This is a genomic window from Burkholderia sp. EMB26 (genome assembly GCF_024730645.1).
Lineage (GTDB): Bacteria > Pseudomonadota > Gammaproteobacteria > Burkholderiales > Burkholderiaceae > Burkholderia > Burkholderia cenocepacia.
Genome location: NZ_CP078071.1, coordinates 2,400,874 through 2,413,081 on the forward strand (window position 1 = coordinate 2,400,874; position 12,208 = coordinate 2,413,081).

The 12,208-nt window shown below is 67.5% G+C and carries 13 protein-coding genes; 8 read left to right on the top strand and 5 right to left on the bottom strand.

The window, feature by feature from the left end; translation table 11 throughout:
* Positions 1–22 precede the first annotated feature (22 nt).
* Together KU887_RS27465 and KU887_RS27470 are read left to right on the top strand one after the other, a co-directional pair.
* Positions 23–1,342, top strand: coding sequence for a DUF3422 family protein (locus tag KU887_RS27465; protein ID WP_006495844.1), 1,320 nt, complete (start codon positions 23–25; stop codon positions 1,340–1,342).
* A 39-nt stretch (positions 1,343–1,381) separates the two neighbouring features.
* Positions 1,382–1,582 carry a hypothetical protein gene (locus KU887_RS27470; protein WP_058902663.1) on the top strand — a complete coding sequence of 67 codons (201 nt, stop codon included), beginning with the start codon at positions 1,382–1,384 and terminating at the stop codon, positions 1,580–1,582.
* A 106-nt stretch (positions 1,583–1,688) separates the two neighbouring features.
* Here the strand turns inward: KU887_RS27470 and cynR are convergent, their stop codons facing one another.
* On the bottom strand, positions 1,689–2,618 hold the full coding sequence (gene cynR / locus KU887_RS27475; RefSeq protein ID WP_006495842.1) for a transcriptional regulator CynR: 930 nt from the start codon (positions 2,616–2,618) through the stop codon (positions 1,689–1,691).
* A 113-nt stretch (positions 2,619–2,731) separates the two neighbouring features.
* Between cynR and KU887_RS27480 the strand changes: the two genes are divergently transcribed.
* The 4 genes from KU887_RS27480 to KU887_RS27495 all read left to right on the top strand — a co-directional run bounded on the left by KU887_RS27480 (position 2,732) and on the right by KU887_RS27495 (position 5,055).
* Positions 2,732–3,391 carry a carbonic anhydrase gene (locus KU887_RS27480; RefSeq protein WP_006485475.1) on the top strand — a complete coding sequence of 220 codons (660 nt, stop codon included), beginning with the start codon at positions 2,732–2,734 and terminating at the stop codon, positions 3,389–3,391.
* A 30-nt stretch (positions 3,392–3,421) separates the two neighbouring features.
* Complete coding sequence (gene cynS, locus KU887_RS27485) at positions 3,422–3,892, top strand: cyanase (protein WP_006495841.1); 471 nt, start codon at positions 3,422–3,424, stop codon at positions 3,890–3,892.
* A 97-nt stretch (positions 3,893–3,989) separates the two neighbouring features.
* Positions 3,990–4,457, top strand: a complete 468-nt coding sequence (locus tag KU887_RS27490; protein ID WP_006485478.1) for a nucleoside deaminase — start codon at positions 3,990–3,992, stop codon at positions 4,455–4,457.
* 163 nt (positions 4,458–4,620) lie between these two features.
* Positions 4,621–5,055 (top strand): GNAT family N-acetyltransferase, encoded by a 435-nt coding sequence (locus KU887_RS27495; protein ID WP_043205092.1) that lies wholly within the window; start codon positions 4,621–4,623, stop codon positions 5,053–5,055.
* Positions 5,056–5,116: 61 nt separating this feature from the next.
* Here the strand turns inward: KU887_RS27495 and KU887_RS27500 are convergent, their stop codons facing one another.
* Positions 5,117–6,013 carry a LysR family transcriptional regulator gene (locus KU887_RS27500; protein ID WP_006485476.1) on the bottom strand — a complete coding sequence of 299 codons (897 nt, stop codon included), beginning with the start codon at positions 6,011–6,013 and terminating at the stop codon, positions 5,117–5,119.
* 138 nt (positions 6,014–6,151) lie between these two features.
* Here KU887_RS27500 and tam point away from each other — a divergent pair, with 138 nt between their 5' ends.
* A complete protein-coding gene (gene tam / locus KU887_RS27505) occupies positions 6,152–6,937 on the top strand; it encodes a trans-aconitate 2-methyltransferase (RefSeq protein WP_006495838.1) in 786 nt (261 codons plus the stop codon).
* Positions 6,938–6,967: 30 nt separating this feature from the next.
* Here tam and KU887_RS27510 read toward each other — a convergent pair whose 3' ends face one another.
* Positions 6,968–7,558 (bottom strand): GNAT family N-acetyltransferase, encoded by a 591-nt coding sequence (locus tag KU887_RS27510; RefSeq protein WP_034202864.1) that lies wholly within the window; start codon positions 7,556–7,558, stop codon positions 6,968–6,970.
* A gap of 745 nt (positions 7,559–8,303) precedes the next feature.
* Between KU887_RS27510 and KU887_RS27515 the strand changes: the two genes are divergently transcribed.
* Positions 8,304–9,467, top strand: coding sequence for a porin (locus KU887_RS27515; protein ID WP_058902666.1), 1,164 nt, complete (start codon positions 8,304–8,306; stop codon positions 9,465–9,467).
* A gap of 69 nt (positions 9,468–9,536) precedes the next feature.
* Here KU887_RS27515 and KU887_RS27520 read toward each other — a convergent pair whose 3' ends face one another.
* Positions 9,537–11,984, bottom strand: a complete 2,448-nt coding sequence (locus tag KU887_RS27520) for a phosphocholine-specific phospholipase C (RefSeq protein WP_258256284.1) — start codon at positions 11,982–11,984, stop codon at positions 9,537–9,539.
* 41 nt (positions 11,985–12,025) lie between these two features.
* The gene (locus tag KU887_RS27525; RefSeq protein ID WP_006482227.1) at positions 12,026–12,163 is read right to left on the bottom strand and encodes a hypothetical protein; all 138 of its coding nucleotides are present in this window, start codon (positions 12,161–12,163) and stop codon (positions 12,026–12,028) included.
* Positions 12,164–12,208 lie beyond the last annotated feature (45 nt).

Below are 12,208 nucleotides of genomic sequence, written 5' to 3' on the forward strand. Positions count from 1 at the left end.
AACAAGGAAGCGTGGTGTATCGATGATCGACCATCCGTTGCGCGCCGCACTGGCCGCGGAATTGCATGCCCGGCCGTTCCTGCGGCTCGCCGAAGCCGTGTCGCTCACGCATTACGCGATCTATGCGGACGGCCAGCCCGACATCCACGAAACGCTGCTGCACGCGCTGTGCCGCGACACGGGGATCGACGCGCCGCACGAAGGCGCGACGCACCATGCGGTGCAGTCGCCGTGCGGCTGGTACCTGAAGTGGGAACGCCACACCGAATTCTCGACCTTCACGTTCGTCGCGCCGCGTCGCGACACCGGTTATTTCGACGATCGCGCGATCGCCGGCATTCCGGCCGCGTGGTTCGCGCGGCTGGCCGGCATCCGCTTCGTCGCGGTACGGATGGAACTGCTGTCGGGCGACGCCGCGCGGCGCGTGTGCGGCGACCTGCGGCGCTGGATCGACGGGCCCGCGCTCGTCGGCAGCCACGTGCTCGGCGGCGGCAAGGTGTTCTGCGACTGGCACGTGCGCGACGACGGCTTCATGCGCTTTCTCGTCGTCGACGAGGATTTCCGCGAGGAGCAGGGCGGCCGGCTGTTGCAGCGTCTGTACGAAATCGAGACGTACCGGATGATGGCGCTGCTTGCGCTGCCCGTCGCGCGCCGGATGAGCCGCGAGCTCGACGAGATCCATGCGGCGCTGCATGCGCTGATGCAGCGGATGGACGCGAGCGGCGCCGACGGCGACGACGCGGCGTTGCTCGTCAAGCTCACGCATCTCGCGGTGCGGGTCGAATCGTTGTCGGGATCGGGGGCGCGCTTCAGCGCGTCGCGCGCGTACGAAAAGCTCGTGCTCGCGCGTATTCAGGAGTTGCGCGAGGAGCGTATCGAAGGCATGCCGACGCTCGCCGAATTCATGGAGCGGCGCTTCGCGCCGGCGATGGAAACCTGCCGCAGCGTGTGGGCGCGCCACGAACAGATCGCCGCGCGGATCGCGCGGGCGGTCGACCTGCTGCGCACCCGCGTGAATCTCGCGCAGGAAAAGGACGTCACGCGGCTCCTGGCCGGCATGGAGCGCACCGCGCGCAACCAGCTTCATTTGCAGCACGCGGTCGAAGGGCTGTCGGTGGCCGCCATTTCGTACTACGTGCTGTCGCTCGCGACCGCGGCGTTCAAGGCGCTGCACGTGATGAACCTGCCGGTCGATCCCGAACTGGCGGAAGGGCTGTTGATCGCGCCGGTCGTATTCGCGGTGATCCACATCACGCGGCGCACGCGCGCCCAGCTGGCGCGGTCCGAGGCGGCGCACGACGGCGCGCCTGTGCAGGCGGTCGCGTTGAAGCAGGCCAGCTAGACCATCAACGACATATCAAAGCAAAGCAAAGGAATGGAGATGACTTTCATGCAAACGCAATCCGACTGCCTCAGCGGCATCGATGCCTTCGATCAACCGGTTCGGGACGAAGCCGGCGCGCCGGAAGCGGGGCGCGTCACTTCGTATCAGGCCGTGCTGCAGGAGCCGACGACGTCGCTCGTCGGCGGCGCGATCGACCGGCCGGAGGTCGCGGCGGTGGCGATCCTCGGGTACAACTGACGCGCGTTCCCTGCGCGTCGGATCAACGTCACGCGGGCGTTTCGGTCGAGTGAAACGCCGGACGTCCGCGCGGGACGGCGTTGCTTGCCGTCGCGCATGACGGCATTCAGCCGGACGCCTTGTTGCGCGTCGCACGCGCGCTGCCTTCCCGCCTCGATCTTTCCGCCCCGTGCGCGAGCGCCAGCTCGACGAACGCACGCGCGGCCGCACTCCGATACGCGCCCCGGCGCTGCAACAGCACGGCCGTGCGCCGCAGCACCGCCGGATCGAGCGCGACGGCAACGAGATCGTCGTGCTCGACGGCGATCGTCGCCGGCAACAGCGTCGCAAGCGTCGTGCGGCGCACGATCTCGATCACCGCACCGAGCGAATTCGCTTCCATCAGCACGCGCGGCTGCACGTCGTGCGCGCGGAAATAACGGTCGATTTGCGTGCGCGTCGCGAATTCCGCGGTGAGCAGCACGAGCGGTGCGTCGTGCAGCGCGCGCAACCCGGCCTTGCGTTTGCCGCCGAGCGCGTGCCCGCGGTTCACGACGAGTGCGAGCGTTTCGACCAGCAGCGTTTGCGCGTCGATATCCGCCGTCTGCACGTCCTCGAATGCGATGCCGACATCGAGCTCGTCGTCGACGAGCAGCGCCTCGATCCGCTCCTGCGACATCTCGCGCACCGACAGCGAGACGTCCGGATAGCGGCCGTGAAACGCCTCGACGAGCGGCCCGACGAGATAGCTCGTGAAGGTCGGCGTGACCGCGAGGCGCAGCGAGCCGCGGCTCAGATCCTGTACGTCGTGGATCGCACGCCGGCCTTCCGCGAGATCGTGCAGCGCCTGCCGCGCATAGCGGAAATACACGTCGCCGGCATCGGTCAGCCGCGTGACGCGTCCGGTGCGGTCGAACAGTTGCGCGCCGAGCGTGTCCTCGAGCTGGCGGATCTGCTGCGACAGCGCGGGCTGCGACACGTGCAGCGCGGCGGCCGCGCGCGTGAAGCTGCGATGTTCGGCGACGGCCAGGAAGTAGTGGATGTGACGCAGCAGCATGGCGGTTCCCATAAGTCGTGCTTATCCGGTGGATCATAAATCAGTCTTTTACGTTATCGGAAGTCGGGCGTAACCTGCCCTTCATCGATTCCACCCGCACCGGAGAACACGCGATGAAGGACATCATCGAAGGCTTCCTGAAGTTCCAGCGCGACGCCTACCCGGCGCGCGCCGCGCTGTTTCGCGATCTCGCGCGCAGCCAGAACCCGCGGGCGCTGTTCATCTCGTGCTCGGACAGCCGGCTCGTGCCCGAACTCGTCACGCAGCGCGAGCCGGGCGACCTGTTCGTGATCCGCAACGCGGGCAACATCGTGCCGTCGTACGGCCCGGAGCCGGGCGGCGTGTCGGCGTCGGTCGAATATGCGGTCGCCGCGCTGCGCGTGACCGACGTCGTGATCTGCGGGCATTCCGATTGCGGCGCGATGACCGCGATCGCGACCTGCCAGTGCATGGATCACATGCCGGCCGTCGGCCACTGGCTGCGCTATGCCGATTCGGCGCGGGTCGTGAACGAGGCGCGCACGCACCGCAGCGAGCGCGAGCGGATCGACTCGATGGTGCGCGAGAACGTCGTCGCGCAACTGGCCAACCTGAAGACGCACCCCGCCGTGCGGCTCGCGCTCGAAGAAGGGCGTCTCGCGCTGCACGGCTGGGTCTACGACATCGAATCGGGCTGCATCGACGCCTACGACGGCGCGACCGGCCGGTTCGTGTCCCTCGCGGACCATCCCGGCGTCCGCGCCACCCCCGCGACGCTACCCGTCGCGGCCTGAATCGCTCCCACTCCACTACGAGGCATTACCATGATCCAGTCCCAGCACAGTCAGACGGCGCGCCACGCGCTGGCGGAAACCGTCGTCCTCGCGAAAGCGCGCAAGAACCTGTCGTTCGCGCAGCTCACCGAGGGCACGGGCCTGAGCGAAGCGTTCGTCACGGCCGCGCTGCTCGGCCAGCATGCGTTGCCGGCCGACGCGGCGCGCATCGTCGCCGACAAGCTCGGCCTCGACGACGACGCGGTGCTGCTACTGCAGACGATCCCGCTGCGCGGCAGCATCGACGATCGCGTGCCGACCGACCCGACCATCTACCGTTTCTACGAAATGTTGCAGGTGTACGGCACGACGCTGAAGGCGCTCGTTCACGAGAAGTTCGGCGACGGCATCATCAGCGCGATCAATTTCCGGCTCGACGTGAAGAAGGTCGACGATCCCGAAGGCGGCTCGCGTGCGGTGATCACGCTCGACGGCAAGTACCTGCCGACCAAGCCGTTCTGACGCCGGTGCGGCGCCGCCACGCGGTGCCGCGCGGTGCCGCCCGACGTGCGCCGGCCGGCGCACGTTCCCGCCATGCCGTTTCAACGAGGACGCAACCATGGATTTTGTGAAACGCACGATCGATCTCGCGATGAAGAACGTGGAAGAGGGCGGCCGCCCGTTCGCGACGGTGATCGTCCGCGACGGCGAGATCGTCGCGGAGAGCCCGAACCTCGTCGCGCAAACCAGCGACCCGACCGCGCACGCGGAGATCCTCGCGGTGCGCGACGCGTGCCGCACGCTCGGCACCGAGCACCTGACCGACTGCGAAATCTACATCCTCGCGAGCCCGTGTCCGATGTGCCTCGGCTCGCTGTACTACTGCAGCCCGAAACGCGTGATCTACATCACGACGCGCGAGGATTACGCGCCGTTCTATCGGGATGACCGCAAGTATTTCGAGCTCGATACGTTCTATGCCGAATATGCGAAACCGATCGAGGAACGCCGGCTGCCGATGGTGCAGCGAAAGCATGACGGCGCGATCGACGTGTACCGGCGCTGGAAGGAGCTGAACGCGAAGTGACGTGCTTCATCGCGGACGCGATACCGGCGTGGCGGGCGCGATCGTCGCGGCCCGACGGCGGCGTGCGCGATGGCGTGAACGCGTGACCACGCGCTATAGTCGTGCGACGTCCGCCGCGGCTGCCGCACACCCGGCGCTCCATTCACGCACGTGTTCGCCTCCGATGACACCGCATCCCGACGTTATCCTTCAACTGACCGACACAGGGCAACCGGCTGCCCGAGACTTCATCAGCCGCAAGCTCGGCGAATTCAACCATGCGATGACGGGGCGCGCCGATGCAGCCGCGCTCGACGTCTACGTGACCGATCCCGCGACCGGCGAGGTATTGGGCGGTCTCACCGGCCGGACGTCGCTCGGCCTGTTCTTCATCGACCTGTTCTATCTGCCCGAATCGCTGCGCGGCGGCGGCTTCGGCAGCCGGCTGCTGCGCGAGGCCGAAGCGGAGGCGAAGCGGCGCGGTTGCGCGCGTGCGGTGCTGTACACGATCTCGTTCCAGGCGCCCGACTTCTACCGGAAGCACGGTTACGAGACGTTCGGCGAAGTGCCGTGCGAGCCGGCAGGCGCGGCGCGCGTGTTTATGGTCAAGGTGCTTTGAGCGGCAACCGGTCGTTGCCTGGCATCCCGTGACACGCGGGTCGTACCGCACCGCTCGCGGATCACCGCCCGGGCGCTGCCCGCTCGACGATCATGTCGTACAGCGCCCGCGCAGCGGGCGACAGTTGCGCGCTCCGGCGGGTGACGAGCACGAGCGTGCGCGACACCGACGGTTCGACGAGCTCGATCGTACGGATCATCGGATACGCGTTCTTCTGGATCGCGAGCTTCGGCACGACGGCCGCGCCGAGCCCTTCCGCCACGAGCCCGAGCGCCGTCGAGCTGCGCTGCACCTCGTAGAACGAATGCAGCGACACGCCGCTCGTCTTCAGTGCGCCTTCGAGCAGCCCGCGATTGCCGCTCACTTCGCCGGCGAAGATCAGTGGATGCGGCTGCAGCGCCGCCCAGCGGATGCGCCGCCGCTTCGCGAGCGGGTGATCGTCGCGGCACACGAGCACATAAGGATCATGTGTGAGCGGCACGCTGACGAGTTCCGGGTGCTGGTCGCCGGCGATGCTGATGCCGAATTCCGCTTCGCGCCGCAGCACGGCCTGCAGCACCGACGCCGACGCATGATCGAGAATCTTCACGCGATCGTGCGGCCGATGCCCGGAGAACGCGCGCAGGATGCGCGGCAGGTACTGCACGCCGACCGTCGGCACGCACGCGATCGTGACGTCGCCGCGCTGGCTCAGGCCGGTCTCGCGGATTTCGGTCAGCGCGTCGGACAGCTCGTTCAGCAGCCGGCGGGCCTGCGGCAGGAAACGCCGGCCGATCTCGGTCAGCGTGGTGCGGCGCGTCGTGCGCTCGACGAGCGCGACGCCGAGATACGATTCGAGCTTGCGCAGCCGCTGCGTGATCGCCGTTTGCGTGACGTGCAGCGTATCGGCTGCCTGCCTGAAGCTGCCGCCGTCGGCGATCGCGACGAAAGCCTGGACACCGAGCGTATCGATCTTCATCAGAATCTTGAATCAATCACGATATTAAATTCATTTTACTGAAGGTCGGCGGCAGTCGCAGAATGCGCTGAATCGATGGCCCGTTGCATCGCCGTGCGCGATGCAACGCAGCCGCTCATGCCGACCAGGAGATCCATCGTGACGACCCCGCTCGATCAATACGCGACCCAGTACGTGCAGTTCGAGGACGAACGGACGCGGCCGGTGCGCGACCTGCTGGCCGCCGTGCCGAAGACGCCGATCCATACCGCGATCGATATCGGCTGCGGGCCGGGCAATTCGACGGAAGCGCTGATCGCGCGCGCACCGGACGCGACGATCCACGGGATCGACGCGTCGGCGGACATGATCGCGGCTGCGCGCAAGCGCCTGCCGGCACTGCGTTTCGACCTTGCCGATGTCGCCGCCTGGGACGATCCGGGCGGCTATGACCTGATCCTGTCGAATGCGGTGCTGCAATGGGTGCCGGCGCACGACACGCTGTTCCCGATGCTCGTCGGCCGCCTCGCGCCGGGCGGCCATCTCGCGGTCCAGATGCCCGACAACCTGGATGAACCGGCGCACCGGCTGATGCGCGAAGTCGCCGCGGACGGGCCGTGGGCCGACAAGCTGAAAGGGGCGGCGCGCACCGAGCGGTTCGACGCACGCTACTATCATGCGCTGCTCGCGCCGCTGTGTTCGCGCGTGGACGTATGGCGCACGACCTATTACCACCCGCTGCGCGGCGGCGCGGATGCGGTCGTCGAATGGTTCAAGGGCAGCGCGCTGCGGCCGTTCCTCGCGGCGCTCGACGCGCCCGAACAGCGCGCGTTCGTCGCACGCTATCGCGACGCGCTGGCCGGGCCGGACGGCTATCCGGCGCAGGACGACGGCACGGTGCTGTTGCCGTTTCCGCGCCTGTTCATCGTGGCGACGCGGAAGTAGCGCGGTATCGACGCGACGGCCGGCCGTGCCTCAGCGCACCGCCGGCACCGATGCCGGGTCGACCGTGCGGCTTCGCGCGGTCTGCCCGTCGCGCAGGTCCTTGTACCAGAACAACGCGACTTCCCCGGCGTTCTCGCCATCGGCGTACAGGAAGCGGTCGTGGCCGCCGAGCGCGAAGCCCGCGCGTGCATAGGTCGAGCAGGCCGCGACGTTGTTCGCCTGCGTTTCGAGCCGCATGAAGCCGAACCCGTGGCTGCGCGCCCACGCTTCGGCGGCTGCCAGCAGGAACTGCCCGATCCCCTGGCGCCGGCACTGGCGGTCGACGGCCAGCTCCGCGATCTCGGCCATGCCGTTCCAGCTTTCCTCGATCGCGACGAAGCCGGCGAGCCGTTCGCCGGCCGTCGCGCGAAACAGCGCCGTGCGGCCCGACGCGCCGCTCGCCCAGCCGGCCGGATCGAAGCCGTAGTCCTTGCGTCGCACCGGCAGCGCGCGAAGATCGAGCAAGTCCTGATACGGCGCGTTCAATTCCCACGCGATGTCGAACGAGAAATCGCATCCGTCCAGTTCGTCGGCGGCAAGCGCGAGCGCCGGTTCGATGCTGATGTGTTCGGCTCGGTCCATATGTCGGTGTCCTGTCTTCGCGGGATGGCGTGGTGTAGTCCGTGATGCGATCGTCGTCACCATGACGGGCGGCGAATCGCATTCTCGTCGTTGCGTGGTTTTTTGCACCTGCACAATTCGTCGCGCGTGGAGCCGGCACAGACCGGCTGCGTGCGCGACGGTCGAATGCATGCGGCCGACGGATCGGGCGACACCGCATACGTTTGCGGCATTCGCGCGCGGGCCGCGGCGCTCGTTCGACCGCCTGATTATGCGGGAATTCGGCGCCGGCCAGATGCGTCGCGATGCGATGACGCCTGACGTGCATCGCGGCTTCGCGCCGGGCTCGTCGCCGCTTGCCTGTGGATGAATGACGACAGGAACCCGAATAATTGTTTACCGTTCGGTGACAACTCGTTATATTCCGAAAAATATATCGAAGGTCGTGATGCCGTCCGGCGTCACGCCGTCCATCTGCTCCACGACAGCCGGAAGCGCGTCTGACCTGCATCGCCGGAGCAATGCGCCGGCACGCATGCGCCACCGATGCGCACGCGTGCCGACGCCGCAACACGAGCGGCCGCCCTGCGGCATGCCGCTTCCGCAAGCCCACACCGGCATCGAAACGGAACATCGTGCACGCGCATGAGGCACGCGCGCGTCTGCCGGTGCGGGCTTGCGTTCGTCCGTCGTACGGTTTCTCGTCAACACGCCGCGCGTCCTGCCGCGACGCAGGCGCGCGCGTCCACAACAAAAAGGAAGCAACATGAAGAAGACCATCGTGGCCGCGGCCACACTCGGGATGTTCGGCACGGCCGCGCACGCGCAAAGCAGCGTCACGCTCTACGGGTTGATCGATGCGGGCATCACGTATTCGAACAAGGTCGCGACGACGGGCGGGCACGGCAAGCTCGTCAAGTACGGCGACGGCGTCGCGTCGGGCAGCCGCTGGGGCATCCGCGGGACCGAGGATCTCGGCGGCGGGCTGAAGGCGCTGTTCGTGCTGGAAAACGGCTTCAGCAGCGGCGACGGCTCGATCGGCCAGGGCGGGGCGCTGTTCGGCCGGCAGGCGTTCGTCGGGCTGTCGAAGAACGGCATCGGTTCGCTGACGTTCGGCCGTCAATACTCGTTCTCGACCGACTACATCGGCGCGAACTACACGATGGGCAGCCAGACGCCGGCCGGCAACTACGCGTATCACATCAACGATCTCGACCAGCTGACGTCGAGCCGCATCAACAACGCGGTGAAGTTCCAGAGCGCGAACTTCGCGGGCCTCACGTTCGGCGCGATGTACGGGTTCTCGAACTCGACGCAGTTCGCGGGCACGCCCACCACGACCGGCACGAACGGCGCGCAGGGTGCGTCGAGCGCGTACAGCTTCGGTGCGAACTACGCGCAAGGGCCGTTCGGCATCGGCGCCGCGTACACGAACATCCGCTTCCCGAACGGCGCGACGCCGGCGTTCGGCGTGAGCATCGCGAACATCAACACGTTCGGGTTGCGCGACCTCGAGACGGTCGGCGTCGGCGCGCGTTATGCGATCGCGGCGGGCCTCGTGTGGGCGAACTGGACGCATACGAAGTTCACGCCGCTGTCGGGCGAATCGTCGAAGCTGAACAACTACGAAATCGGCGGCCGCTATGCGTTCTCGCCGGCGTTGAGCGGCGGTCTCGGCTATACGTTCTCGAAGCTCGACGGCCGCTACGACGGCAAGTGGCACCAGGTCAACGCCGCGGTCGACTACGCGCTGTCGAAGCGTACCGACGTGTACGTGAGCGCGGCGTACCAGAAGGCGTCGGGCAGCAACACGATCAACGGCCGGGTCGTGCCGGTACAGGCTGAAATCGGCTCGTCGCCGTCGTTCGTCGGCAGCGCGGGCGCGAACACGCAGTTCGTCACGCGGATCGGCCTGCGTCACAAGTTCTGATCGACGCGTAGCCCGGGCGATCCGCCCGGCGGCGCGCATCGTGTTTGCGCGCCGCCGGGACGGGCGACGTCAGATAGTGATCGCGACGGGGCCGGCGAGCGGCGTGTAGCCGTCGTCGAACAGGAACCACGCATCGTATTGGCCCGATGCGAGCGCGTTGTTCGCAGTCGACGAGAACAGCAGCGAGCCGGTGCTCTTGGGCAGGTACGCCCACGACTTGTAGCCGCCCTTGGTCGGCTGCGCGCCGCGCGGATAGATGCCGACCCAGTTCTTCGGGCTGTGGCGCCACGGCGGCACGACGTAGTCGAATCGCAGCGTGCCGTACGACGCGCCCTGCGACGACAGTGCCGCGACGAACTTGCCGTTCGTATTGCCGATCGCCGAATCCGTCAGCAACGTGCCCGATTGCGCCTGGACGCAGCCGGCGATGCGGCGCAGGAAGCCAGGGTCGTTCGCATCGCGGATGCTCGCGTCGTACCAGCCGGCGTCGCCGTACCACGTGACGGTCCGCGTCGCGCCGGCCGGCACGCTGACCGACTGCGCGCTGTTCATTCCGTACGCGTTGTCGACGAGCTGGAACGTCGTCGCGCTGGCGCCGGCGGCATTGTCCAGCGTGATCAGCACGTTGCCGTTCTGCACGTCGTAGCAGAGGCTGACTTCGGCCGTCGAACCCGCGCTCCCCGCTGCGCCGATGTTGCCGCGCAACATCTGCAGGAAGCCGTTCGGGCCGTAGATCGAGTAGTCGTAGCCGCCGCCCGAATTCAGCGCGAGCGCATCCGTGACGCACGTGCCCGTGCCGGCGCCGATCGTGTAGTGCCGCGGTATCGTGCTCGTGCCGTCGACCCACGCCTGCAGATGCACGGCGGCCGCGCCGGTATTCGTCATCGTCAACCCGAGCGTCTTGCCCGAGCGGTTCACCTTGCCCTGGACGAAGAACTCGTACGGCAGCCGGCACGCGGGAGTGCGGCCGGCCGTTTGTGCCGGCACCGCGGTGGTGGTGGCAGGGGGAATCAGGACCGTCGAGCCGTTCGGGTCCATGTTGCTGGTCGCGGCCGGGATCGCGGGAATCGTCTGGTCCGGATTCGCGAAATCGAATGCCGAAGTGAGATCGCCGCACACGGCACGCCGCCACGGTGTGATGTTGGTTTCCTGCAGCCCGAAGCGCGCTTCGAGGAAGCGGATCACCGACGTATGGTCGAACACCTGAGAGTTGACCTTGCCGCCTTTCGACCACGGCGAGATCACGAACATCGGCACGCGCGGGCCGAGCCCGATCGGCGTGTCGCCGCTCGCCGAGCCGTCCGATGCGGCGCCGCCGCTCGCGACGAATTCAGCGGCGGTCGAGACCGTCGAGCGGCCGGTGCCGGCGGCGGCGCTCGCCGGAACGGCCGGCGGCACGTGATCGAACAGGCCGTCGTTCTCGTCGTACATCACGAGCAGCACGGTGCTGGCCCACACGGCCGGATTCGACGTCAGCGCATCGAGCACGTTGCTCACGTACCATTCGCCGCCGCTCGCGGCCCACGACGGATGCTCGCAATAGGCGTAAGGCGCGGCGATCCACGACACCTGCGGCAGCGTGCCGTTCGCGACGTCGGCCCGCAGCTGGCTGAAGAGATTCGTGTCGTATTCCTTGCCGCCGCCGGTCGGATCGATCTGCGTGCCGTTGAGCGCCGGCGCGAGCGGATCGTTGGCGCCGAGGTTCTGGTACTGCCGGAAGTTCAGGATGACGTTGTCGCCGTAGTTGCCGTTCCACCAGAGATCGCGCTTCGAGCCGTTGTATTCGCCGTAGCCGTGACCGGCATCGAGCCCGTTGCCCTTGTCCTGGTAGAACTTCCACGTGACGCCGGCCGTGTTCAGGCGTTCCGGCATCGTGGTCCAGCCGGTGCCGGTCATCGTGTTGTTCGTGTAGGGCGAATAGCCGGCGACGTTGCCGCAGCAGCCGGTCCACAGATACAGGCGGTTCGGGTCCGTCGGGCCGAGCATCGAGCAGTGGTACGCGTCGCACACGGTGAAGGCGCTCGCCAGCGCGTGATAGAACGGGATGTCGTTCTGCGTGAAGTAGTACATCGTGCCGCTGGTTTTGGCGCCGACCCAGTTGTCGTAGCGGCCGTTGTTCCATGCGCTGTGCGTGCCATTCCAGCTGTGATCGAGATCGCCATAGTACGTGTCGCCGTTCGCGACGCCGGAAACGGGCGGCGACGGGTTGAACGGAAACACGTAGGACAACGGCGCCGGCTGGCGCCACACCGGGTAGCCGCTGGAAATCACGACCGGCCGCGGATCGCCGAAGCCGCGTGCGCCGCGCAGCGTGCCGAGATAGTGGTCGAACGACCGGTTTTCCTGCATCAGGATGACGACGTGCTTGACGTCCTGCAGGGTGCCGGTGACGCTCGCCGCCGGAATCGATTGCGCGCGCAGGATGCTTTCGGGCAGCATGCCGGTCACCGCGGTGGCGCCGGCGAATTTCAGCGCGTCGGCAAGGAACCGACGTCGTGTCGTGGGTGTGTTTTGCATGATCGCTCTCTGTCGTGGGTGACGGATGGGGCGTGCGTCGGTCAGTGGCACGCGGTCGCGCAATGCACGACCGGCGCGGACGCCGATGCCGGCGCCGATGCCCGCGCGGCGGCGATGTTGCCGGCCGGGCTCGAGTCGCCGTCGCCGCAACCGGCCAGCGTGCACAGGAGCGCGATCATGAAAACGCCGCGCCAGTGCGGAATACGGCTTGCCGCAGGGCGACG

Bases quoted from the DNA above. Each gene is read 5' to 3' on its own strand.
- KU887_RS27465 (WP_006495844.1), top strand. From the start codon at position 23: ATGATCGACCATCCGTTGCGCGCCGCACTGGCCGCGGAATTGCATGCC.
- KU887_RS27470 (WP_058902663.1), top strand. From the start codon at position 1,382: ATGACTTTCATGCAAACGCAATCCGACTGCCTCAGCGGCATCGATGCC.
- cynR (WP_006495842.1), bottom strand. From the start codon at position 2,618: ATGCTGCTGCGTCACATCCACTACTTCCTGGCCGTCGCCGAACATCGC.
- KU887_RS27480 (WP_006485475.1), top strand. From the start codon at position 2,732: ATGAAGGACATCATCGAAGGCTTCCTGAAGTTCCAGCGCGACGCCTAC.
- cynS (WP_006495841.1), top strand. From the start codon at position 3,422: ATGATCCAGTCCCAGCACAGTCAGACGGCGCGCCACGCGCTGGCGGAA.
- KU887_RS27490 (WP_006485478.1), top strand. From the start codon at position 3,990: ATGGATTTTGTGAAACGCACGATCGATCTCGCGATGAAGAACGTGGAA.
- KU887_RS27495 (WP_043205092.1), top strand. From the start codon at position 4,621: ATGACACCGCATCCCGACGTTATCCTTCAACTGACCGACACAGGGCAA.
- KU887_RS27500 (WP_006485476.1), bottom strand. From the start codon at position 6,013: ATGAAGATCGATACGCTCGGTGTCCAGGCTTTCGTCGCGATCGCCGAC.
- KU887_RS27510 (WP_034202864.1), bottom strand. From the start codon at position 7,558: ATGGACCGAGCCGAACACATCAGCATCGAACCGGCGCTCGCGCTTGCC.
- KU887_RS27515 (WP_058902666.1), top strand. From the start codon at position 8,304: ATGAAGAAGACCATCGTGGCCGCGGCCACACTCGGGATGTTCGGCACG.
- KU887_RS27520 (WP_258256284.1), bottom strand. From the start codon at position 11,984: ATGCAAAACACACCCACGACACGACGTCGGTTCCTTGCCGACGCGCTG.
- KU887_RS27525 (WP_006482227.1), bottom strand. From the start codon at position 12,163: ATGATCGCGCTCCTGTGCACGCTGGCCGGTTGCGGCGACGGCGACTCG.